This is a genomic window from Pseudomonas gingeri, from assembly GCF_013385635.1.
In the GTDB taxonomy this organism is placed as follows: Bacteria; Pseudomonadota; Gammaproteobacteria; order Pseudomonadales; family Pseudomonadaceae; genus Aquipseudomonas; species Aquipseudomonas gingeri_A.
This window is the reverse complement of the sequence record NZ_JACAPR010000031.1, coordinates 46,692-70,657: the sequence shown is the minus strand read 5'-3', so window position 1 is coordinate 70,657 and position 23,966 is coordinate 46,692. Positions and strand designations below refer to the sequence as shown.

Genomic DNA, 23,966 nt, shown 5'->3' with positions numbered 1-23,966 from the left:
AAGCGAGCACGATCCCATGGGATCGCGCTTGCTATCGGCGCGAGAAAAGCGGTGAGGGTTATTCGAACAGCGCGGGGTCTACTTTTTTACGACGAGCCTGCTCCAGATGCTTGCGCATCTGGTCGGCAGCGGCCAGTCGATCGCCGCGTTCGAGAAACTCAAGGATCGCCAGATGCTCTTCTGCCTGGCCTTTGCGGGGCGCTCGTGTGCCGGCCTGGCGGTATTCGACCAGCCTGCGCAGTTGATTGAGGCGGCGAACGGTCTGTTGCAAAAACCGATTGCCTGAACACGCTGCGAGTGTTTCGTGGAACTGTGAGTTTGCCTCGAACAACTCTTGAGGCGTCATGGTGAGGTAACCGCCGTTGGCGATGAATTCTTGTTGTCTGCGACAGGTATTCAGCGTTTCGCGGTCAATATGAAACGTGGGAGACAGCAGGCCCGAAGGCTCGATAGTCGCTCGGAATGAATAGCTCTCTTCATACGCCTCGACCGAGTCGATCATCGGCAGAAGTTTCCACCCCTGGCCGGCACGCTGCTCTATCCATCCTTCCTGCTGAATGCGTGAGAGGACCCCCCTCAGCGCTGCCCGGGATACGTCAAACTGGCGCATGAACTCGATTTCCGTAAACAGCTCGGGCAACTGCCTGCCGAGGCGCAGCTGCGCAAACTTGAGGTAGAGCGGGTCGTCACTGCTTTCCATGACTTCTGAGGCGAGGTCGGTCAGGTCGTCACTGGCGCGGGCGAGAAAAAAGCCCCGGTTTCGGTCGTAGGTGAGCATGCCTTTTTCGACCAGATGCGCCAGGGCGAATTTGACCGGCGTGCGGGAAACGTTGAGCGTCGTGGCCAGTTGTGACTCGACCAGGTGGTGTCCTATATCAAAACGCTCACGGCGCACGTGAGAAACGATGTCACGCGCAATGCGCGCTTGCAGAGGACTTAGAGGCATCGGATCGAGAACCAGATAGAGCTGACCATGGGATCGCCATTCTAGCGTGTCGGTCAGCTTAACGGCAGAGACCCGTCAAGGCCTCTGTCGAGATACCTGTTGTGCTTGCAACGGGTGTTAGCGGACTTGATAAAAGGGGAATGCTCCGAAAAGAAGGCCGCCGGCCAGAAGGCCAAGGCTTGCCAGAATGGCCCATTTGAGCGCAAAGCGTTGATGGTCTCCCAGATCCACTTTCGCCAGTGCCACGAGCAGATAAAGCGAGGGAACCAGTGGGCTGAGCAAGTGGACTGGCTGGCCCACCACCGATGCGCGTGCAATTTCCAACGGTGTTATTCCGTACTGGGCCGCCGTTTGTGCAATCACCGGCAGGATACCGAAGTAGAACGCGTCGTTGGACATGAAGAAGGTAAACGGCAGGCTGACCAGGGCGGTGAAAACCGCCAGGAACGGGCCGAGGGCCGGCGGGATCACCTGCAACAGACTCTTGGCCATGGCATCCACCATGCCCGTGCCTGAAAGGATGCCGGTGAAAATCCCTGCGGCAAAAATCACCGCGGTCACCGCCAGCACGTTGGTGGCATGCGCCGCAATTCGCGCTTTCTGCTCTTCGATTTTCGGATAGTTGAGCATGATGGCGATAGCGAAGCCGACCATGAACAGTATCTGGATCGGCATGGCGCCCACGATCAGACAGGCAATCAGTCCCAGCGTCAGGATCAGGTTTGGCCAGAACATCCCGGGGCGACGGTTTTCATCGCACTCTTGCGCCGACCCGTTCCCCAGCGCCATCGCTCCGTTATCGACGCCATCCAGGTGGAGGATGCCAAGGCGAGTGCGTTCCTTGCGCCCAATGACGACGGCAGTGAGGATCAGGCAGCCGGCCCCCATCAGCATGCCAGGGATCATGGGCAGGAATATCGCCATTGCGTCCACATGCAGGGCGGCGGCTGCACGGGCGGTAGGGCCGCCCCATGGCGAGATGTTCATGATGCCGCTGGCGATGTTCACCAGGCAGGTCATGCCCAGCACGCTCATGCCCAGTCGCTGGTAGAGCGGCAGAAACGCGGCGCAGGCAATCATGTAGGTCGTCGAACTGTCGCCGTCCAGGGAGACCAGCATCGTCAGAACGGCGGTCCCTACCGACACCTTGAGAGGGTCGCCTTTCACCACCTTCAAAATGAAGCGCACGAGCCCGTCAAAGAGCCCTGCGTCAATCATGATGCCGAAGTAGAGAATCGAAAATGTCAGCATCACCCCTGTGGGCGCGAGGGTTTTGACACCGTCGAGCATCATGCTGCCGAGGCCGGCGTAGTGCCCGCCGATCAAGGCGAAGAGGATGGGTATCAGGATCAATGCGATCAGCGCCGATAGGCGCTTTGTCATGATCAGGTACATGAAACAAATGACCATTGAAAAGCCAAGGACTGTCAGCACGGTCGAACTCCCATTTTTCTGGACGTAGGTAGCCCTCGTCAGCCCCGTGGCTGAGAGAGTGCCATGGTTCTCAAGTCGAGACGGGCTCGATGCGAATGGGAGTGGGGGCGTGGTTGGGGTATGTGAGCTCGATCATGGTGGGCCTCGATTTTCTTATGCTTATTTTTTCTACCGTACCTGACTGAGCGCTACGTCGGGGGAGCGACCGTGCACAGTAGAAATCGTGGGTTGGGTACGTCCGACCTCAGGGCTGAGAAGGATCGGATGAATCAACATTGACCTATATCATGATAAAGTTCAATATGATTTATACAAAAACCTTGCCCATACAGCCTGTGAGGATTAGCCCATGCCCAAATCAAAGGGTCGAACCGTTTCCGCCAACGGTATCGAGTACCGTGTCAGCGCTATTCGTGAGGTTGTTACCGACCTGGGAGGGAACTACGCCAGGCTGCCTTACAGCCTGCGAGTCCTTGCCGAAAACGTCTTGCGAGGCGAAGCGGATCCGGAAGCGGCCCTGAAAGTCATCTGCGCCCGCTCCAAGGCGTTCGATATTCCCTTCCGGCCGGCGCGAGTGGTGCTGCAGGATTTGCTCGGTACCCCGGCACTGGTTGACCTCGCCGGCTTGAGAGATGCCGTCGCTGAAAAAGGCGGTAACCCTCGCCTGGTGAATCCTGTGACGCCGACCCACCTGGTTGTGGATCATTCGCTCAACGTCGAGCGTTGGGGCGATGCAAGCGCATTGGCCGATAACGAAGCGATCGAGCGTGAACGCAACGCGGAGCGCTTTCAGTTCCTGGATTGGTGCAACAAGGCCTTCAGCAATCTCTCGATCATTCCATCCGGCAAAGGCATCCTTCACCAGATCAACCTTGAGCGATTGACCACCGTTGTGGGGACACAGCGGCGCGGTGATGAGCTGTGGGCCTTCCCTGATACGCTGGTGGGCACCGACAGTCATACCACCATGATCAATGCCATTGGGGTGCTGGGTTGGGGAGTGGGCGGCATTGAGGCGGAAGCCGCGATGCTGGGTAAATCACTGATGCTGCGATTACCGGAAATCGTCGGTGTGCGCCTGGAAGGCACGTTGCCTCAGGGCTACCTGGCGACCGATATTGCCCTGGCATTGACCGAGCAGCTTCGCAAGGCGGGTGTCATCGGTTCTTTCCTGGAGTTTTTCGGCCTCGGTGTATCTCAGCTGTCCCTGGCTGACCGTGGAACCTTGTCGAACATGGCGCCGGAGTTCGGTGCGACGGCGGCGATGTTTGCCATTGATGACCGTACGCTGCATTACCTGCGTATGACCGGGCGCGGTGGCCGGATTTCCGCTCTCACGGAAGCCTATGCACGTGCCCAGGGCCTTTGGCATGACAGCCTTGCCGAGGCCGAGTACAACCGTGTGGTCACGCTCAACCTGAGCGCTGTCGCACGTTCGATTGCAGGGCCCAAGCAGCCGCATCAGCGCATCGTGCTGGGGCAAAAGGCACCTGCTGCCCACCTTCCTGCCGGCCTGGACAATGGTTCGGTGGTTCTGGCTGCAATCACCAGTTGCACCAACACTTCCAATCCCCGTGGGGTCATTGCCGCGGGCCTGGTAGCACGTAATGCGCGCAAGCGCGGACTGCAGCGGGCGCCTTGGGTGAAAACGTCCTTTGCCCCTGGCTCCAGGGTGGTCTCCGATTACCTTGAACGGTCAGGTCTGAACGAAGATCTGGACGCTTTGGGTTTCAATCTGGTGGGCTATGGCTGCACCACGTGCAACGGTATGTCGGGCCCGCTGCTGAGTCCTGAAATCGAAGACGAAATCCGTGCGCGCAAGCTGGAAACCGTGGCGGCGACCTCGGGTAACCGTAACTTTGAGGGCCGGGTGCACCCACTGGCGCGTGAAGTGTTCATCATGTCACCACCTTTGATTGTGGCCTATGCGATTGCCGGTACCTACCTGATCGACCCGGAAAAAGACGCATTGGGTCTCGATGAGAAGGGCGTACCGGTCTACCTGCACGAATTGTGGCCGAGTGATGAGGAACTGACTCAGATCGAAGCCGAAAATCTGACCGCCGATTTGTTCGACAAGGCCTACGAGGATGTCCCGCGTGAAGCCGGCCTGATTGCCAGCGATCTGCGTGCCGGCGTCAGCGACCAGTATGCCTGGCAGGCAAGCAGTACCTACATCCGCAGGCCGCCTTATTGGAGCGATGCGGTGGCTGCAACAGATACCGGCAAAGACCTGAGTAACATGCGCGTGTTGGCCATGCTCTCGGACAACATCACCACCGATCATATTTCGCCGTCTGGCGCGATTCTTCCAGAGAGCGATGCGGGCCAATACCTGCAATCCCATGGCATCGCGGTTGCGGACTTCAATTCCTATGGCACGCGTCGTGGCAACCATGAAGCGGCGCAGCGCGCGACCTTCGCCAGCCCGCGCCTGAAAAACGAGCTGCTCGAAGATGGCCGGGAAGGTCCGTGGACGTTGCTTCTGCCGGAGAAAAAGGTCACCACGATCTTCCAGGCGGCCGAGATCTACGCGCAACGCAAGCAGTCGCTGATTGTGGTTGCCGGCAAGGAGTACGGGAGTGGTTCTTCGCGAGACTGGGCTGCAAAAGGCCCTCGTCTGCTGGGTGTTCGTGTGGTCGTCGCGGAAAGCTTCGAGCGCATTCACCGCACCAACCTGGCCGGGCTGGGCATTCTTCCGCTGCAGTTCGAAGACGGTGTTTCTCGCCAGAGTCTGGGCCTGACCGGGCGCGAAACCTTCAGTGTCGAAGGCATCACCGAGGACTTCCAGCCAGGCGCAAAAATCACGCTGGTGATCGAGCGTGAACAGGGCGAGAAAGAGCGTGTCACGGTCGTGAGTCGCCTGGATACCTTCGAAGACGTCCGCTACTTCCGCAGCGGTGGTCTGCTGCCACAGCTGCTGATCGAAAGCATGAAGAGCGCATCCGTTAACTGATGCAACGCTGATCCGTTGGAGAAAATACAAAATGACTCAAAGACGTATTCCTGCCGTTTACATGCGTGGCGGTTCGAGCAAAGGGGTGTTCTTTCTGGACGAGAGCCTGCCACCGGCGGGCGCGGAGCGTGATGCGATTCTGCTGCGTGTGATCGGCAGCCCTGATGTGTACGGCAAACAGATCGACGGGATGGGCGGCGCGACGTCCAGTACCAGCAAAGTCGTGGTGATTGGCAAGTCCAGCCGTGATGACTGCGACGTCGATTACCTGTTCGGTGCGCCGGCGATTGAAACGGCTGTGATCGATTGGTCAGGCAACTGTGGCAATCTAAGTTCTGCCGTTGGCCCGTACGCCATCTCGGAAGGTTTGCTCGATGCGCCTCGGGACGGTACCGCGATTGTCCGTATCTGGCAGGCCAATATTCAGAAACGCATTATTGCTCATGTGCCGATGCGCAATGGCGAGGTCCAGGAGGAGGGTGGCTTTGTCCTCGATGGCGTTGCCTTCCCGGCTGCGGAAGTTGTCCTGGAGTTTCTTGAGCCCGGTGGTTCCGATGGGAGCATCCTGCCCACTGGCAACGCAGTGGATCAGGTCAATGTCCCAGGTATTGGCACGCTAGCCGTCACGCTGCTGAATGCCGGTAATCCGACGATTTTCATCGATGCCCGGACCGTGGGCCTCAATGGGACCGAGACTCAGGATCAGGTCAACGGTGATGCCGCGTTGCTGAGCCGACTTGAAACCATACGAGCTCACTGCACGGTTGCCATGGGGCTGGCGGACAGCGCCGAAGAGGCGACACGGTTGCGCCCTCACACCCCCAAGCTCTGTTTTGTGGCTCAGCCTCAGGCCTACCAGGCTGCGGGTGGGAAGCAGGTTCAACCCGTCGATATCGATGTGATCGCGCGGATCCTGTCGATGGGCAAACTGCACCATGCGATTACTGGAACCGGCGCGGTGGCGGTGGCCGTCGCGGCAGCGCTCGATGGCACGCTGGTCAACCGCATCGTGGGTGACATTGGCGGCCGCCAGGTACGGATGGGGCACACCGCAGGTAGCGTTGCGGTGGGCGCCAGGACCGTTTTTCAAGACGGCGCCTGGGTGGTTGAAAAAGCCGTGATGAGTCGCAGCGCTCGCCGACTGATGGAAGGCTGGGTGCGTATTCCCGAAGCGCTCTGATGCCTCCATGCCCGTGCGGCACCCGAGTCGCATGGGCAAATCCGAGTTGAATGATAAAAACACCAGGAGCAGGCCATCATGAGCTCATCCGAATGCCCACGTCACCTCATGCCTCGCCGTCGATTTGTACAACTGTCAGCCCTCGCGGTAGGCGGGATCGTGACAACGGGCCTCAACATTTCTGCAGACGCAGCTTCTCTGAGTGATGAACACAAAATGGCCAACACGAAGACCGCCCCCGACTCCCCGTTTTGCGTATGTCGGATCGAGGACAACCAAAGAGAGAGAGGCCCGTGGCGTAGGTATCACGGTCTACGCCTATGTTGCCGAGACCGGTGCCTGCAGGCTGGTTCAGACGCTTGAAAACCTGGTCAACCCATCCTTCCTGGCTTTCAACGCCGATCAGACGCGTCTGTATTGTGTGCATGGTGATCAAAGCGAAGTCAGTGCCTTCGCAATCGATCCGAAGTCAGGCGAGTTGAGCATACTCAACACGGTCGCTGCCCAGGGCAAGAATCCTGTTCACCTGAGTGTCGACCCCACCAACGGATTTCTGGCGGTGGCGTACTACGCCACCGGTAGTTTTGCCCTGTTTCCAATCCGGGAAGACGGAAGCCTGGGCGAAGTCGCGCACCTGGAGGCGTTATCCGGTGAGGCCGGCCCCCACAAGATCGAGCAGGGTAGCTCACACCCCCACATGATTCCTTTCGACCCGTCCGGACGCTTTCTGGTGATACCCGACAAAGGGCTCGACAGCCTCTTTGTGTACCGGGTGCAGGACAACCATGCGAGGCTCGGTGCGACCCTGGTCGGCAAGGTCAAGGCAAGGGAGGGGGCTGGGCCGCGCCATGTGGTTTTTGCTCCAGACGGTGAGCACGCCTACGTGGTCAATGAGCTGGACAGCAGTGTGACTGGTTACGCCTATGATGCGCAGACGGGGGTATTGGTCGCACAGGAAATCCTGTCTACCGTGCCGTCACGTTTCACCGGCAACAACCGAGCTGCCGCCATCGTCATGGCACCCTCCGGGAAATACCTGTATGTCTCCAATCGCGGGCACGACAGCGTGACCACGTTCGAGCTTGCGCAAACCGGCGCGTTCCTGATGAAGGTGAACACGCCATCTCAGGGGCGTAAGCCGCGCTTCATGAACCTGACGCCGGACGGCGCTCGTCTCTACGTCGCCAACGAGGAGACCGATACCATTGTCGCCTTCGATGTCGACAAGAGTACCGGCGCGCTCATGGCAAATGGCCAGGTGATCAAGACCGGCAGTCCGGTCTGCATGATCTTCAAAACCACCTGATTGACCGACCTGTTCAGGCTTGGAGTGTTTACCTTGATCGAACCGTTCAATGCTGTACGCAATGAGTTGGTCCCCGCCGCCGAGTTGAGAGTGGCCATCAATCTGGGCAATCCCGTTCTTGCCCAACGTCATGAACTCACCGGAGAACTGACCGGCGTTTCCGTGGTTCTGGCTAAAGCATTGGCCGGGGAGATTGGCGTGTTTGTCAAACTGATGCCCTACGATGCTGCCGGAAAGGTGTTCGCCGCTCTCGATAATGACGAATGGGACTTGGCGTTTCTGGCGATAGAGCCTGTCCGCGCGGAGAAAATCGCGTTCTCGATACCCTACGTGAGTATCGATGGAACCTATCTGGTCAGAAACGAAAGCCCTTACCAGCGAGCATCGGAACTCGATACCCGCGGATGCCGGATAGCCGTGGGGAAGGGGGCGGCCTATGACCTGTTTCTCTCTCGGACTTTGCAACATGCCGAACTGCATCGTTCACCCACGTCCTCGGGGGCCGTGGATGCCTTCCTTGAGTCCGGCCTGGACGCTGCGGCCGGGGTTCGGCAGCCGCTGGAGCGGTTTGCCGCATCCAACCCGGGGGTGAGGGTGTTGCAGGACAACTTTACCGAGATACGCCAGGCCATGGCCGTGCCCAAGCATCGTGTGCTCCTGGCAGCGTATGTACAGGGCTTTATCTGTCGCGCCCTGGAGCAGGGAGTGGTCAGTCGGGGATTGATTGAAAGCGGCCTCTCGGCGGTGGCTGAAATTGAATCAATCTAAAGAAGAGCAGCCGTTAAATCCACGGGATCGAACCGATCGGTGGTATCCATCCGAATACTTCGCAGCTTCACCGTTTCCAAGTGCGATGCGTACAAAGACTGCGCAAAATAGCTGATCAGCAGGGAGCGACGATGGGCGCCGCTGGCGTTCAGGCTGCCCGCATGCACAAGGTCGGCGTCAAACACCAGGATGTCACCGGCGGAGCCTGAAAGCTGCACGGACCGGGACTCGTCATTGAAATCCAATGGTGGTTCTCCCTGCCCGGGGCGATGGCTGCCGGGGACGATACGGGTCGCGCCGTTTTCGCAGCCATAATCGTCGAAGTAAGCCAGGGCGATCACGATGTCGCCTGGCCGCTGGGCCGACAGGTCGCGATGCAATCGCTGATGACCGCCACCGGCCAGGGGCTCGCGGCCTTCCACCTGGGAGAGAAAGAAGCGCTCGGCGATCAACTCGCCCACCACCGCGATCACCTGCGGCAGGCGACACACCGCCTGAACCTTCGAGTCAATGTCCAGCAGCGAATGGCGCCAGTCCATGCCACGTGGCACCGGCCATTGGTCCGGTGGTTTCACGCCCGCCTCGAACACGGCACGCAGGTCGGCCAGCCACTCGGCCGGGATGGCCCGACGAAGCAACGCATAGCCGTCTCGATGGAGTTGTTCGCGGTCAGTCATTGCGTCGTCAATTCCCTTGTCAGCAACGTGTTTTGCCGTGTGGCCCGCCGCCAGGCAAAAGCATCGGCCAATGTTGCGCAGAATGCCAATACGGTATCTGAAAAAAAACGGCACCGTGGGTGCCGTTTCTGTGGAGGTGTTCCGCCTTACCCCAGGCGCTTGTCCAGATTGATCAGGCTCTGGGCCAATACCGCCGCGCCACGGGCCAGTTGTTCTTCGGTAATCGACTCTTCCGGGCAATGGCTGCGGCCATTCAGGCACGGGATAAACACCATGCCCACGGGACCGGTCGGCGCCACATAGACCGCGTCATGCCCGGCACCGCTGGGCAGGCGGCGGTTGGCCAGGTCCAGGCCATCGGCGGCTTCGGTGATGGCCTGCATCACGGTTTCCGAGCACTGGGTGGGTCGTGCGCGGCTGACATGTTCCATCCTGGCCTCCAGGAGCAACGCCTTGAGGCGCTCCTCGCACTCGGCCATGATGGCTTCAGGAAAGGTATCCAGCACCTGCTGGCTGTCGCTGCGCACTTCCAGCATGATCTCGACCCAGCCCGGTACTGCGTTGGGCACGTTCGGCGTCATGGCGATGCGGCCGACGGTGGCGACCACGTAATGCGGGTTGCCACTTTGTGCCGCCGCCATGCGCTGCACCCGGTCAATCACATGGGCCGCGCCCACCAGGGCATCGCGACGGATATCCATCGGCGTGGTGCCGGCGTGGTCGGGCTGGCCGATCACGGTGATCAGCGCGCGGCGGATGCCGACGATATGGGTCACGACACCAATCGGCAGTCCGGCCCGCTCCAGCACCGGTCCCTGTTCAATGTGCAGCTCGACAAACGCCGCGGTTTCTCCCGGCTGGCGCAGGGGGCGATGCAGTGCCTCCGGTTGCGCGCCGATGCGGCGCATGCCTTCGGCCAGGGTTTCGCCGGCCTGGTTTCTGGCCGCCAACTGGCCAGCATCCAGCTCTCCGGAAAAGGCACGGCTGCCCACGCAGGAGATGCCATAGTCGCTGGGTTCCTCCGAAAGAAAGTCGATCACCTCCAATGGATGATCCAGTTCGATACCGTGCTCCTTGAAGCGTTGGGCGATTTCGATACCGGCCAGCACGCCGATAATGCCGTCATAACGCCCGCCGCTGACCACGGTGTCGCAGTGGGAACCGGTGACCAGGGCGGGCAGGTTTTTCCGGCCTTCGCGGCGGCCAATCAGGTTGCCGCCGGCATCGAGGTGCACGCTGAGGCCGGCTTCTTCCATCTGGGCGGTCAGCCATTCGCGCGCTTGCATGAACAACGGGCTGAAGGCCCGGCGGGTCCAGGGCATGTCGTCGCGGGTGAATTCGGACAGGCGCACAGTGCGTGCCCACAGGCGTTCGGAGTTGATCAGGTCGTCGACGTTCATTGGCTGGCTTCCGAGGTGTTGGCGCGGGGGCGCAGGAAGCGTCCATAGCCGGCCTGGTTGATGATCGTGTGGTTCTTGAACACGGCCTGGCCCCGGCAATAGGTGGCCTCGACGCGCACGCTGAACTCCATGCCTTCGAAAGCGCTCCAGGTGACGGCGGACAGGCTGGTGCTCGGATCGAAGCGGTACTTTTGCGGATTGAGGATCACGAAGTCGGCGTCCTTGCCTACATCGAACGAGCCCTTGCGGTCATCCAGCAGAAAGTGCCGGGCGGGATTGCGGCACAGCAGTTGCGCGACGGTGGTGGGCGGCAGGCCGTGCTGCTCGCAACCGGTCCACAAGGCGGGCAACAGGGTTTCCAGGCCCGGGCCACCGGAGGCATTCTTGAACACATCCGGATTGCCCTTGCGCTCCAGGCCCCAGCTCACATGGTCGGACGAGACAAAGGTGCAACGCCCTTCGGCGATATGCCCCCAGAGCTTTTCCGACTCGGCCTTGGCGCGAATCGGCGGGTAGTGCTTGGTCCTGGCACCGAAGCGACGGGTGTGTTCTTCGTGGTTGAGCATCAGGTACTGCACGCAGGTCTCGATACTGACGTCGTGCCCGAAGTCCTTGTACATCTGGTACAGCTCGAAGCCGCGGGAAGTGGAGACATGCACCGCGTGGGCGCGGGCCCCGGTCTGGGCGCCGATCTCATAGATCTGCACCGTGGCCAGGTCTTCGATCAACGGCGTATGGGCACGCAGAAACGCGTCCCAGCCCGTGTCGTTGGCCGCCTGCAGGGCCTGGATATTCTTGCGGGTCAGTTCCTGCATCTGGTTGTGCACCGCGCAGGCCAGGCCGCTGGGGGCGATCAGTTCGAAGGCGGTCTGCAGATCGTCCTCTTCCACGCGGGGGAAACGGCCGGGGCTGGCCTCGAAAGTGGAGAACTTGAAGGCACACACACCGGCCTCGATCAGCCCGGCGGCGGCGGCGAAACCGTAGGTCTTGTTCAAGGTGCCGAACAGCGCCACGTCCACATGGCAATCGCGCTCCACCTCGGCGATCTTGCCCTCCAGCAGCTCGCGGCAAGCCATGGGCTCCGGGTCGTCGTAGGGCATGTCCACCATCACCGTGATGCCCCCGGCGGCGGCCGCCCGCGAGGCCCAGCCCAGGCCCTCCTGGTTGGCCTGGCTGCCGGAGTGGACCTGGCCGTCGATGACCCCCGGCAACACCCATTTGCCGCGCGCATCTAGCACTTCCCGTGCCTGTGGCGGTTGACCGTCGCCGGTGGCGGCGATCTTGCCGTCGCGCACCGCCAGCCAGCCGTTTTCGGTGACTCGCTCTGCGTCCACCAGGTTGCCCACTACCAGTAAATCGTACTCGCCCATGTGCTTCGACCCCTTGTTCAGTTGCCTGTTTGCGCCTGGAAAAGCCAGAAGCGACAGGCCTTTCTTGTCGTCTTGTACCGATGAGGGGGCCAGTGTAAGTTGCGCGTTTTCATCATGTCTTATGCTTGTTTATTGCTCATGCATAACATGCTGTTATGCCTTTTGCGGGAGCGACCGAAGTGAACCTGAAGCAGATCGAAGTGTTCCGCGCCATCATGCTGACCGGCTCCATCAGCGGCGCCACCAAGCTGCTGCACGTGTCACAGCCGGCGGTGTCGCGGTTGTTGTCCTATACCGAACAGCGCCTGGGCCTGGTGCTGTTCGAGCGCATCAAGGGACGGCTGTACCCCACGCCCGAGGCGCGCATTCTGTTTGCCGAGGTCAACTCGGTGTACCAGGGCGTGCAGCGGGTCAATGAGGTGGCCGAAGACCTGATCCAGAACCGCATGGGTCACCTGCGTATTGCCTGCAGCCCCAGCCTGGGGCTGAGCCTGATCCCGACGGCCATCGCCCGCTTTCACCGCGAGTTGCCCGAGGCGCGGGTGATCCTGCACACGATGATTCCCGACGTGCTGCTACAGGCGGTGATCACCCAGCAAGTGGAGCTGGGTATCGCCTTCCTGCACGAAGGCCATCCCAATGTGGAATCCCGCGAGTTGTACGAAAACCGCCTGGTGGCCGCGCTGCCGGTGGATCATCCGCTGACGGCCAAAGCGGTGATCCAGCTGGAGGACCTGGTGGATCAGCCGTTCATTGGCTATGGCACCGATATTCCCGTCGGTCGCCTGGTGAGGAAACTGCTGGCCGAGCGCAATATCGTCCTGCGCTCGGCGGTCGAGGTGCAGCAGATTCACGTGGCCTGTGCGCTGGTGCAGGCCGGGGCGGGCATCGCCTTGCTGGATGAAATCACCGCCTTGGGACCGGTGTGGACCAACGTGGTGTTCCGTCCGGTGGAGCCCACGGCGAACACGCCGATCAGCATCGTCCACGGCATGTACGAACCCTTGTCGCGCCTGGCCCAGCGCTTTATCGAGACCCTGGAAACGGTGAAGGTTCAGGGGTGATCGACCTACGAGCGTCTCAGAAAAATCCTTAACATTCTGTTATGCGTAAGCAATAAAAAGTAATACGACAACACGATTGAACGCCCCCTAGTATCGGCTCCATGCAGTGCAACCTCCCATTGGCCAGGGCTTTTGGATGAGGTGCGCGACGAATAATCAGACAGGCCGAAAGAGGAAATAGACATGGGGCGCGTGTTGACGCTGAAGGATGTAGACGCCGCGGTGAAAGGCGGTTCCGTCTTCGCCTGTGGTGGCGGTGGGTGGGTCGAGCATGGCCTGGAACTGGGCCGCCTGGCCGTGACCATCGGCCGGCCGGAACTGGTCAGCCTGGATGAAGTGCCGAATGACGCCTGGATCGCCACAGCGGCCGCCATCGGTGCGCCAGGTGGTCTCACCGACTGGCAGATGCTCGGTGTCGATTACGTCAAGGCCGTGCAATTGGTCCAGCAGGAACTGGGCGCGCCGATCCATGGCCTGATCGTCGGCCAGAACGGTATGTCCAGCACCCTCAATGGCTGGTTGCCGTCGGCGATTCTCGGCACCAAGGTCATCGATGCCGTCGGCGACCTGCGGGCGCATCCCACCGGGGATATGGGTTCCCTCGGGCTGGCGTCCAGCACTGAGCCGATGATCCAGGCCGCCGTGGGCGGCAACCGCCAGAACAACGCCTATATCGAACTGGTGGTAAAAGGCGCCACCGCCAAAGTCTCACCTATCCTGCGTAAGGCGTCCGACATGTCGGGTGGCTTTATCGCCAGTTGCCGCAACCCGATTCCCGCTTCCTACGTTCGTCAGCACGCCGCACTCGGCGGTATCAGCCAGGCCCTCGGCCTGGGCGAGGCGATCATCGCCGCCGGCGGCAAGGGCGGCAGCGCGGTGATCGACGCCATCTGCAGCTACACCGGCGGGCACATTCTCGGCAGTGGCAAGGTCACGGCGAACACCTTGCGCTACACCGACGAAGCGTTCGATGTGGGTGTGGTGGATATCGGCCAGGGCAGCGGGATGTGCCGGGTGCACGTGATGAATGAACACATGGCGGTGGACGATGCCCATGGCCAGCGGCTGGCGACCTACCCGGATGTGATCACCACCCTGGATATGCAGGGCAACCCCATCAGCGCCGGTCAGCTCAAGCCGGGTATGGAAGTGGTGATTTTCCATATTCACCATCGGCAGATTGCGCTGTCGTCGTCGGTTGTCGACCCGGCGGTGTACCCGTCGGTGGAGAAGACCCTGGGGATTGAATTGTTCAGCTACCTGGACCAGGGAGCACGCCCATGAGCAAGTCCTTCACCGTGACCGGCGGCAACGAACTACGTTGCCGGGGCTGGCGCCAGGAAGCCCTGTTGCGCCTGTTGGAAAATGTCCTGGCTGTAGGCGAAAACCCTGAGGAACTGGTGGTCTATGCCGCCCTGGGCCGTGCGGCGCGGGATTGGCCGTCCCACGACGCTATCGTCCACGCACTGAAGACCATGCGTGAAGACCAGACGCTGATGATCCAGTCCGGCAAGCCCATCGGCTTGTTGCAGACCCACGCGAATGCACCGCTGGTGATCATGGCCAATTGCAATATGGTCGGTCAGTGGGCCAAGGCGGAAAACTTCTACCAGTGGGAAAAAGACAATCTGATCTGTTGGGGAGGCCTGACGGCCGGTGCCTGGCAGTACATCGGCTCACAAGGTGTGATCCAGGGCACCTACGAGATTTTCTCGCGTATCGCCGAGAAGCACTTCAACGGTGACCTCACCGGACGCTTTATCCTCACCGCCGGTCTCGGCGGCATGGGCGGCGCGCAACCCCTGGCCGGCACCATGTGCAATGCGGCGATCCTCACTGTCGAGGTCAACCAGAAGAGCCTCGACAAGCGCATGAAGATCGGCTTCCTGCAACACCAGGCGGCGGACCTCGACAGCGCCCTGGCGATGATCGCCGAGGCCCGGGAGAAACGTGTGCCGATCTCCGTCGGCCTGCTGGGCAACGCGGCCGAGATCTATCCGCAGATCCTGGCGCGGGGCATCATTCCCGATATCGTTACCGACCAGACCGCCGCCCACGACCTGGTCTATGGCTACGTGCCGGCTGGCTACAGTCTGGAGCAGGTCAGGCAGCAGCGGGAAACCGATATCAATGGCCTGATGAACGCCAGTCGCCAGTCCATCGTCGCCCACGTGGAAGCCATGCTCGGCTTCAAGGATCGTGGCGCGGTGGTGTTCGACAACGGCAACCTGATCCGCACCCATGCCCATCAGGGCGGCGTGTCCCGGGCCTTCGAGATTCCGATCTTTACCGAAGCGTATCTGCGGCCGCTGTTTTGCCGGGCCATCGGGCCGTTTCGCTGGATGGCCCTGTCCAATGACAGCGACGATATCCGTGTGATCGACGATTACCTGTTGCAGCGGTTCGCCGACAACCGGATCGTCAGCAACTGGATTCACCTGGCACGCCAGTACGTGCCGTTTGAGGGTTTACCGGCGCGGATCGCCTGGCTGGGCCACGGTGAGCGCACCGAGTTGGCGCTGGAGGTCAACCGCATGGTGGCCGACGGTCGCCTCAAGGGCCCGATCGCCTTCAGCCGCGATCACCTGGACGCCGGCGCCATGGCCCACCCCAACATCATGACCGAGAACATGCGCGACGGCTCCGACGCCATCGCCGACTGGCCGTTGCTCAACGCGCTGATGAACTGCTGCTCGATGGCCGACCTGGTGGTGATCCACTCCGGCGGTGGCGGCTACAGCGGCTACATGACCAGCTCTGGCGTGACCACCGTGGCCGACGGCAGCGAGGCGGCGGCACAGCGCTTGCAATTGGTGATGACCAATGACACCAGCGTTGGCGTGATGCGCTATGCCGATGCCGGTTACCCGGAGTCGCTCGACGAAGTGTCCCGCAAGGCTTTGCCCTATATCCCGTTGGCAGCTTACTGACCCCAGGCGACGAGCATGACTAATAAAAATACGATTGCGCCCGTGATGACCCATGCAGCCCCAACCAGGACGGCGACCCCGGCCGAGCACCACAGTGGGCGCAAGGCGATTGCCGCCGCGTCCATCGGCAATGCCCTGGAGTGGTATGACTTTTCGGTGTACGCGTTTTTTGCGGTGTATATCGCGCAGAACTTCTTTGCGCAGCAGGACGCGGGGGCTCAGTTGTTCGAGGCGTTCCTGGCGTTTGGCATCGGCTTCGTGATCCGTCCTCTCGGGGCATTGGTGATCGGCGCCTACGGCGATCGGGTTGGGCGCAAGGCTGCGCTGATGCTGACGATCCTGACCATGGCGGCGGGCACGGCAATCATCGCGTTCGCGCCGCCCTACAGTGCCATCGGCATCGGCGCGCCGCTGCTGATCCTGTGTGGGCGGGTGCTCCAGGGCTTTTCCGCGGGCGGTGAAGTGGGCGGGGCGGCGGCGTTCCTGATCGAGCATGCGCCGGCCGATAAAAAAGGCCAGTATGCGTCCTGGTTGCAGGCGAGCATGGGCATCTCCAACGTGCTGGGCGCGCTGGTGGCCACGGCGGTCACCCTCACCCTGAGCCATGAACAGGTCGGCGATTGGGGCTGGCGCATCCCTTTCATCCTCGGTTTGTCCATCGCCCCGATTGGCCTGTGGATGCGCCGTACCCTGCATGAAACCCCGGTGTTCGAGGCCGAGCAGGCGCGTCGCGAACATCAGCCCGGCGCGGCCCCGCTGGCACCCTTGGTGCACCTGTTCAAAAGCCAGCAGCGTTCACTGATCCAGGGCACCGGCTTGTCGGTGTTGTGGGCCATCAGCGTGTATTCGCTGGTGATCTACATGCCGATCTACATGCAACGGGTGCTGCATTTCGAAAGCCACCAGGCGTTTCTCGCCGCGCTGATCGGCAACTGCGCGATGGTCGTGGCCTGTGTGATGGCGGGCACCTGGTCGGATCGGGTGGGTACCTACCGCATCCTCGCCACGGGGGCCGGGTTGTTGCTGGTCGCGCCGTATCCGTTGCTGGTGCTGCTCGATCAGGTCCACACCACGGGCATGTTGATCCTGGTGCAAACGCTGTTCTGCACGCTGATCTCACTGTTTGTCGGCGTGGCCCCCAAGGCCTTGGCCGACCTGTTTCCTACCGAGGTGCGCGCCAGTGGCATGTCCGTTTCCTACAACCTGGCGGTCACGGTGTTTGGCGGCTTTGCCCCGGCGATCCTGACGTGGCTGGCGGACAACACCGCGACGCGCTTTGCCCCGGCCTGGTACGTGATGATCGCCAGTGTCATCGCCTTGCTGACCTTGTGTTCCATCGCCCGCAATACCTCGACCACCCGATAACCCCTGCAGGAGCCGGCAAGCCGGCCCCAGCAGGTCATGCGGTCTCCTTCAATTTGCATAACCTCAAAGGTTCATCATGCTAAACAGGCTCGCTTTGCTGTTGGTTTCCACGGTGTGCGCAGGATTCAGCCCGTTCCTTTTCGCGGTGCAACTCGATGGCCGATCCATTACGCCAGCGATCGTCGCCCAGGTGGCGGGTGGTGAACCGGTCACGGTGGCGGCGTCGGCCACCCAGCGCGTCGCGCAAGGTCATCAGGTGCTGCTCGAGGCGGCCCGTCATGGCCAGAAAATCTACGGCCTGACCGTTGGTGTGGGGCTTAACAAAGACCGCAAAATGGTCGACATCCATGGTCAATTGAGCCAGGAGGTGATCGAGGCTTCGCGCCAGTTCAATATCGGCCTGCTGCATGCGCATGCCGGTGGTGCGGGGCAACCGGCCACGGTGCGCGCCGTACGCGCGGCCATGGTGACGCGCTTGAATACCCTGCTCACCGGCAGCGGTGGGGTGGCGCCAGAGATCGTCGATGCCTATGTGGCCTTCCTGAACAAGGGCATCACGCCGTATGTGCCGGTGCATGGCTCCGTGGGCGAGGGCGATATCACCGTGCTGAGCCATGTCGGCCTGGCGATGCTGGGTGAAGGCGAGGTGTTCTACCAGGGGGCCAGGGTCCCGGCGAAGCAGGCGTTGCAACGCACGGGCAGCAAGGCCATCGTGCCGTATGCCAAGGATGCGCTGTCGATCCTCAGCTCCAATGCCTGGTCCGCCGCCAATGCCGCCCTGGCGTTGAATGACCTGGCCCATTTGCTGCCGCTCAACACGTTGACCTTCACCCTGAGCTTGCAAGGCCTGAACGGCAACGTCTCGCCGTTCCTGGAGAACACCCTGGCCCTGCGACCGTACCCGGAAGTGCAGGCCATGGGCGCGCAACTGCGGGATTTGCTGCAAGGCGCCAGCCTGTGGCAGCACGACGACCAGCGACCGTTGCAGGACCCGCTGAGCTTCCGTTCCGGCGTGTACCTGCTCGCCGAACTGCAGCGCAGCTACCGCCTGGCCAACGAGCAATTGACCATCCAGCTCAACAGCTCCGACGACAATCCAGGCATTGCCCTGGACGTCAGCGCGCCGTCAGACCGCGCCCAGGAGGCGTTCGGCTATGTCGACAGCAGCGGCGTCAAGGGCGCGGTACTGCCCAGCGCCAATTTCGAGCCGCTGCCCTGGGTCCTGGCCTTCGAACAACTGAGCCTGGCCCTGGCCCACAACTCCCTGGCCAACGTGCAGCAGATCATCAAGCTCAACAATCCGGGTATCACTGGCCTCACGCGTTTCCTCGGCACCGACAAGACAGTCCACGCATTCGGCGCCATGGAGAAACCGGCGGCGATGCTGGCGATGCAGAACAAGAACCTGGCGATGCCGGTGTCCCTGGATTACTTTCCGGTGGCCGGCGACATCGAGGACATCGCCACCAACGCGCCGATGGTGGTGGAGCGCCTGCAACAGCAGATCGACAACAGCTACGAGCTGCTGGGCATCGTGCTGGTACATGACGCCCAGGCGATCGACCTGAGAAAGCAGGGCGCCAAGGGCTTTGTACTGGCGCCGAAGACCGCGGGCTTGTATGAGGCACTGCGCAAGCGCGTGGCCTTCATGGCCACGGATCGGGCCATGACCCCGGATTTTGCGGCGGCTGAAGCGGTGGCGCGGGCTTACAGGCCAGAGTGAGCGATTGCGCGATAGCCATGTGGCGCGCCCTGGGTGTGTTGCGTTTGAGCCTCTGGTCGAGCGCTCACTCCCGTTGCTCGGCCACTAACAGCAACGACTGCGGCACAGGACTTTGCGGGTGCTGCGGCTCCTGCAGGCTGGCCAGTCGCAAACCCGCCATATCCAGTGCGTTGAGCCAGCTGGACAAGGTCCGGAAATACCAGGGCATGGGCTGCCACTGCCCCTTGAACCCGTTGAAGGTTTCGGTCCGCCAGGCATCCTGATAATCGCCTGCCGCCGCCGTCCAGGGATGCAGCGTCTGGATCACCAGTGCACCGTCCGGAGCGAGCAGGGCGTTCATGGCGGCGAGCAGAGGGATGATGTCCTGGTGCAGCAGGGCGAAGTTGGCGCAGATCAGGTCGTAGTCGCGGCCGATGTCTACCGTCGCCTCCACCAGTTCCTCGTAGCTCGCCAGATGCACCGGCGAAGAACCCGCCGCCCGCGCCGCTTCGACCAGCGTCGCATCGCCATCCACCCCGACCGCATGGATGGCCCGTTTCGCCAGCGCCCGCAACAGCCAGCCTTCGCCGCAACCCAGGTCGAGCACCCGCTCGGGCTGGCGGCCCGCTATCGCCAGCAGGATGGCCTGGTCAGTGACCTGGCGGCGGCTTTCGATAGCGCCGCTGCGAACGGCGTCGATCCAGGCGTGGGCGTTATGTTGCCAGCTTTGCAGGAGTGGGGATTCGGAGGAGGGCATGTCAATGTCCCGAGCGGAAGGTTGGGTACAAGCATAGGACACCGGTCTGTGCCTCTTGCTACGTCCGACGCCTATGACTTCTCAATGAAGCGTCACTACCCTGCGACTCTCGCCGATGCGGATCCTGTCCAGCGCCCGGTTCAACGCGTCCAGGGCATCGAGCAGGGCTTTCGCCTCGGTCTCGCGGCCATCTCCCCAAAGCCGTTCAGCCATTTTGTTCAGGGCCTGGATGGATCTTTCGATGTCTGCCGCGGTGGCTGTCGAGGTGCCTGTTGAAGTGCCTGCGGGTTGTGTCTTTGGCATTTTTAGACCTTCGACTGTTGGGGGCAGATTGGTTCATGGCAAGCCGATAATCACCTGCCGCCGAGCATTATAGCGACAGAACCGAAAGTCGAGCTTCCCGTTCGACCGCCGATCGGCGACTCGCGTCAACGGACTGCCTGCCCAGCACCCGACCTTCACCATGGCGGTGCATCCGATCAGTTCCTGCGCCCATTTGAAGCGATTTCCGAGGCCCAGGCCTCTCGCGTTTCTGGCCACAGGGACGTCCTGCAGTACTGGCCATATTGATGGCACAAACGCTGCAAGCCATTCCCCAATGCTTGCCGGTCTCCAGAACCAGGCGAGCTTCGCCGTATCGGTCAACGAGGATCGATGCACATGGGCGTTATCCGCCTGGCCACCTTGCACATTGAATTCGAACAGGCAACGAAGCCTGGAGCCGGAAGGCTTCAGGCTTTTTTTTGTTCGGGCAACCATCGATCGGGAATGCAGTTGATATGTCCAGACTCAGTACGGCCACACGTATTGTCATAGGGTTCGCCGTGGCGCCGTTGGCGCTGATCGCCATGGGGCTGTATGCCTCGCACGACATGGAGATACTCAAGGAACAGGCGGTGGTGATCGTCAAGCAGGATTGGCCGAAGATCGAGCCGATCATGGTGATCGCCACCGGGGTGCGGGACAACGGCCGTAACACCCGCGACCTGTTGATCAACAAGGACAACCAGCAAGTGCAGCAATCCATCGATGCGACCCGGCAAGCGATCAGCCAGGCGTTCACGGTGCTGGAGCCGTTGTTGCCAACCGCTGAGGGCAAGGCCGCTTTTGCTACGCTGAAAAGCCATCGCGAAGCTTATGTCGCGGCTTTTGTGAAGGTGCAGGCACTGATTCGCGAGGGCAGGATCGACGAGGCGTCGGTGCAGCTCAAGGAGCAGGTGATCCCCGCCGAACGTGAGGTCTACAAGAGCCTGGATGCCCTGATGGCCCTCCAGGGGCGATTGTTCGCCGAGCGCCAGGTCGCCGCGCAAACCCTCTATGACGATGCCCGCCTGAATATGCTCGGGCTGTTTGTGTTGTGCCTGCTCACGGTCGGTGTGGCGGCGGTCGTCGTGACGCGCAGTGTCACCCGTCCCCTGGGGGGCGAGCCTGCCGATGCCGCGCGAGTGTTGAGCCTGATCGCCGAGGGCGACTTGACCATTGAAGTGCCGGCTCGCCCGAACAGCGGCGTCAGTGTGATGACCCAAATGCAGGCGATGCAACGGAACCTGAACGCCATGGTCACGCAGATCGCCGCCTCGGTGGATCGGGTGAGCAGCTCTTCGCAGGCGTTGAGCCGGGTCAGCGGCCAGACCAGCGCCAGTCTCAAGTCCCAGGGGCTGGAGATCGAGCAGGCGGCCACGGCGGTCAACCAGATGATGGCGGCGGTGGAGGAGGTGGCGCGCAATGCCATCAGCACCAGCGAGGCGTCACGCCTGTCGGAGCAGACGGCGCAGCGCGGACGTGAGCAAGTGCAGGAAACCGTGACCTCCATCGGCGCCCTGGCCAACGGTGTGACCGACACTTCCGGGCGCATCCAGCAACTGGCCGGGCGTGTGCAGGATATCAGCGCGGTGCTGGATGTGATCCGCAGCATTGCCGAGCAGACCAACCTGTTGGCCCTCAACGCGGCCATTGAAGCAGCCCGCGCGGGAGACGCCGGGCGTGGTTTCGCGGTGGTGGCCGATGAAGTGCGGGCACTGGCCCATCGCACCCAGGTATCGACCCAGGAAATCGAGCAGATGATCGGCAATATCCGCCAGGACACCGGGCAGGCGGTCACGGCCATGCAGAACAGCCGCGATCTGGTTGGCGCCACGCTGGCTATCGCACAACGCTCCGGCGAGGCACTGGATGAGATCACCGGCTCGATTGCGCAGATCAACGAGCGCAATCAGTTGATCGCGGCGGCCACCGAGCAGCAGGCGCAGGTGGCGCGGGAGGTGGATCGTAATCTGGTGGGGATTCGTACGCTGTCCGAACAGGTCATGCTGGGGGCACAACAGACCGATCAGGCTGGTCAGGATCTGGCGCAGATGGCCGGAGCCCTGCATGCAACGGTCGGGCGCTTCAAGGTCTGATGGGGAGAGTGCGTCGAGTTTTCATGATGCGGATCGCAACTTTCCCATAACGAATTCCCTCCAAGGAGCGATACTTGCACCCCATGACTCCTCCATGTCACCTCGATCTGCTTTTCTTTCAAGCGCCCGGCGAATAAACACCGGCCGCTTGATCCTTGATAGCGTATGACGGATTTCCAATGAACACCCCTGCACCTGAACACACCGGCAACTGGCACCAGGTCATCGCGCTGGCCCTGGCCGCCTTTGTCTTCAACACCACCGAGTTCGTCCCGGTCGGCCTGTTGAGCGCCATCGGTGAAAGCTTCGACATGACGACCGCCCAGGTCGGGCTGATGCTGACCATCTACGCCTGGGTCGTGTCCCTGACCTCGCTGCCGATCATGCTGCTCACCCGTAACGTCGAGCGGCGCAAATTGCTGATGGTGCTGTTCGGGCTGTTTATTGTCAGCCATGTGCTCTCCAGCCTGGCCACCAGCTTTGGCGTCCTGATGGTGAGCCGCATCGGCATTGCCTTGTCCCATGCGCTGTTCTGGTCCATCACCGCCTCCCTCGCGGTGCGGGTGGCGCCGGCGGGCAAGCAGGTGCAGGCGCTGGGGCTGCTGGCGACCGGCACGTCCATGGCGATGGTGCTGGGCATTCCGCTGGGCCGATTGCTGGGTGAGGCCATGGGCTGGCGCACCACTTTCCTGGTGATCGCCTTGATGGCGGGCGCGCTGGTGCTCTGGTTGGCGAGGACCTTGCCGCTATTGCCGAGCCAGAACTCGGGCTCCCTGAGAAGCCTGCCGATTCTGTTCAAACGGCCTGCGCTGGTGGCCGTCTATGTGCTGACGGCGACAGTGATCACGGCGCAATTCACCGCTTACAGCTATATCGAGCCTTTCATCAAGACGGTGGCGGGCATGAGCGGCGAGGTGGTGACCTTTATCCTGCTGCTGTTCGGTGGCGCGGGGATTTTCGGCTCGCTGCTGTTCAGTCGCTTCAACCGCCAGCACCCCCAGGCCTTCCTGATTGCGGCCACCTCGTTGCTGGTGGTGTGCCTGGCCTTGCTGTTGCCGTTGAGCGGGGACGTTTCGACCCTGGGCGTGCTCAGCGTGTTCTGGGGCATGGCGATCATGGGCTTCGGCCTGTCGCTGCAGCGCAAGGTACTGGTGCTGGCACCGGACGCAACCGACGTGGCGATGGCACTGTTCTCGGGGATCTACAACATCGGCATCGGTGGCGGGGCGCTGGTGGGCAGTTGGGTCGGCCGGCAGCTCGGATTCGCCTATATCGGTGTGGTGGGTGGCGTGCTGGCGGGCGTGGCACTGGCGTTTTATGGCTGGTCGGTTTATCGCGCGAATCGGGCAGCAGCGGGGGCCTGAGCCTCACCATCGATGGGCAGGGATGAGCTCAAGTCCCGCTTGAGCGGCGGCCCGCAGCTCGGGGAGTTCGACGCCGGCGATCCAGTAATGCGAGGAGGCCCAGCACCTGGATCGCGACTACCCCCATAGCCACCTTCTGCGCCACTGGCCCCAGGTTGATCAACCATATGATCAGGAGAATCAGCAGTCCTGCGTAGAAGGGGTACATGCAGATGATAAACAACACCCGGATCAACTTTCGATGTCGTCGAAGCCATGTGGGCGAGTTGTCTTTCTGGGCCTCGGAATCCAGAAGGTCCACTCCTTGCAGAATCCCGAGGATAAAATCAAACATGGTTTCTTCTCAGG

19 protein-coding genes are annotated in these 23,966 nt (G+C 61.6%); 11 read left to right on the top strand and 8 right to left on the bottom strand.

All coding sequences use genetic code 11. The features are described 5' to 3' along the window. Positions 1-58: 58 nt before the first annotated feature. Together HX851_RS30455 and HX851_RS30450 are read right to left on the bottom strand one after the other, a co-directional pair. Positions 59-946, bottom strand: a complete 888-nt coding sequence (locus HX851_RS30455; protein WP_177063665.1) for a GntR family transcriptional regulator — start codon at positions 944-946, stop codon at positions 59-61. Positions 947-1,063: 117 nt separating this feature from the next. Continuing rightward, the gene (locus tag HX851_RS30450) at positions 1,064-2,380 is read right to left on the bottom strand and encodes a CitMHS family transporter (protein ID WP_177063666.1); all 1,317 of its coding nucleotides are present in this window, start codon (positions 2,378-2,380) and stop codon (positions 1,064-1,066) included. Positions 2,381-2,729: 349 nt separating this feature from the next. Here HX851_RS30450 and HX851_RS30445 point away from each other — a divergent pair, with 349 nt between their 5' ends. The 4 genes from HX851_RS30445 (at position 2,730) to HX851_RS30430 (ending at position 8,590) form a co-directional block, all read left to right on the top strand. After that, on the top strand, positions 2,730-5,336 hold the full coding sequence (locus HX851_RS30445) for an aconitate hydratase (RefSeq protein WP_177064378.1): 2,607 nt from the start codon (positions 2,730-2,732) through the stop codon (positions 5,334-5,336). 31 nt (positions 5,337-5,367) lie between these two features. After that, positions 5,368-6,516, top strand: coding sequence for a 2-methylaconitate cis-trans isomerase PrpF (gene prpF, locus HX851_RS30440; RefSeq protein WP_177064377.1), 1,149 nt, complete (start codon positions 5,368-5,370; stop codon positions 6,514-6,516). A gap of 205 nt (positions 6,517-6,721) precedes the next feature. Continuing rightward, entirely contained in the window at positions 6,722-7,822 is a 1,101-nt protein-coding gene (locus tag HX851_RS30435; protein ID WP_177064376.1) for a lactonase family protein, read from the top strand. Positions 7,823-7,855: 33 nt separating this feature from the next. Then, the gene (locus HX851_RS30430) at positions 7,856-8,590 is read left to right on the top strand and encodes a transporter substrate-binding domain-containing protein (protein WP_218173555.1); all 735 of its coding nucleotides are present in this window, start codon (positions 7,856-7,858) and stop codon (positions 8,588-8,590) included. Here the strand turns inward: HX851_RS30430 and HX851_RS30425 are convergent. The 3 genes from HX851_RS30425 to ertD all read right to left on the bottom strand — a co-directional run bounded on the left by HX851_RS30425 (position 8,587) and on the right by ertD (position 12,037). Then, positions 8,587-9,267, bottom strand: coding sequence for a phytanoyl-CoA dioxygenase family protein (locus tag HX851_RS30425; protein ID WP_177064395.1), 681 nt, complete (start codon positions 9,265-9,267; stop codon positions 8,587-8,589). The genes HX851_RS30430 and HX851_RS30425 overlap by 4 nt on opposite strands. Positions 9,268-9,413: 146 nt before the next feature. Then, positions 9,414-10,667, bottom strand: a complete 1,254-nt coding sequence (gene ertE / locus HX851_RS30420) for an N-carbamyl-l-glutamate amidohydrolase ErtE (RefSeq protein ID WP_177064375.1) — start codon at positions 10,665-10,667, stop codon at positions 9,414-9,416. After that, positions 10,664-12,037: a hydantoin-5-propionate amidohydrolase gene (gene ertD / locus HX851_RS30415; RefSeq protein WP_177063671.1), complete on the bottom strand. Its 1,374-nt coding sequence runs from the start codon at positions 12,035-12,037 to the stop codon at positions 10,664-10,666. The genes ertE and ertD overlap by 4 nt, the downstream gene beginning before the upstream one ends. A gap of 179 nt (positions 12,038-12,216) precedes the next feature. Between ertD and HX851_RS30410 the strand changes: the two genes are divergently transcribed. The 5 genes from HX851_RS30410 (at position 12,217) to HX851_RS30390 (ending at position 19,119) form a co-directional block, all read left to right on the top strand. Further along, complete coding sequence (locus HX851_RS30410) at positions 12,217-13,101, top strand: LysR family transcriptional regulator (protein ID WP_218170817.1); 885 nt, start codon at positions 12,217-12,219, stop codon at positions 13,099-13,101. A gap of 183 nt (positions 13,102-13,284) precedes the next feature. Beyond that, entirely contained in the window at positions 13,285-14,385 is a 1,101-nt protein-coding gene (ertC, locus tag HX851_RS30405; RefSeq protein ID WP_177064374.1) for a thiohydantoin desulfurase, read from the top strand. Beyond that, entirely contained in the window at positions 14,382-16,031 is a 1,650-nt protein-coding gene (ertB, locus tag HX851_RS30400; RefSeq protein ID WP_177063674.1) for a thiourocanate hydratase, read from the top strand. The genes ertC and ertB overlap by 4 nt, the downstream gene beginning before the upstream one ends. 15 nt (positions 16,032-16,046) lie before the next feature. Next, on the top strand, positions 16,047-17,396 hold the full coding sequence (locus tag HX851_RS30395; RefSeq protein WP_177063675.1) for an MFS transporter: 1,350 nt from the start codon (positions 16,047-16,049) through the stop codon (positions 17,394-17,396). 76 nt (positions 17,397-17,472) lie between these two features. Beyond that, positions 17,473-19,119 carry an HAL/PAL/TAL family ammonia-lyase gene (locus tag HX851_RS30390; protein WP_177063676.1) on the top strand — a complete coding sequence of 549 codons (1,647 nt, stop codon included), beginning with the start codon at positions 17,473-17,475 and terminating at the stop codon, positions 19,117-19,119. A gap of 64 nt (positions 19,120-19,183) precedes the next feature. On the opposite strand, the gene HX851_RS30385 is transcribed toward HX851_RS30390, so the two are convergent. Next, entirely contained in the window at positions 19,184-19,855 is a 672-nt protein-coding gene (locus HX851_RS30385) for a class I SAM-dependent methyltransferase (protein WP_177063677.1), read from the bottom strand. An 81-nt stretch (positions 19,856-19,936) separates the two neighbouring features. Further along, on the bottom strand, positions 19,937-20,158 hold the full coding sequence (locus tag HX851_RS30380) for a hypothetical protein (RefSeq protein WP_177063678.1): 222 nt from the start codon (positions 20,156-20,158) through the stop codon (positions 19,937-19,939). A gap of 476 nt (positions 20,159-20,634) precedes the next feature. Here HX851_RS30380 and HX851_RS30375 point away from each other — a divergent pair, with 476 nt between their 5' ends. Both HX851_RS30375 and HX851_RS30370 read left to right on the top strand, forming a co-directional pair. Further along, the gene (locus HX851_RS30375; RefSeq protein ID WP_177063679.1) at positions 20,635-22,254 is read left to right on the top strand and encodes a methyl-accepting chemotaxis protein; all 1,620 of its coding nucleotides are present in this window, start codon (positions 20,635-20,637) and stop codon (positions 22,252-22,254) included. Between the two features lie 179 nt (positions 22,255-22,433). Further along, positions 22,434-23,618: a sugar transporter gene (locus HX851_RS30370; protein ID WP_177064373.1), complete on the top strand. Its 1,185-nt coding sequence runs from the start codon at positions 22,434-22,436 to the stop codon at positions 23,616-23,618. 28 nt (positions 23,619-23,646) lie between these two features. Here the strand turns inward: HX851_RS30370 and HX851_RS30365 are convergent, their stop codons facing one another. Then, positions 23,647-23,952 carry a hypothetical protein gene (locus HX851_RS30365; protein WP_177063681.1) on the bottom strand — a complete coding sequence of 102 codons (306 nt, stop codon included), beginning with the start codon at positions 23,950-23,952 and terminating at the stop codon, positions 23,647-23,649. Between the last annotated feature and the right edge of the window lie 14 nt (positions 23,953-23,966).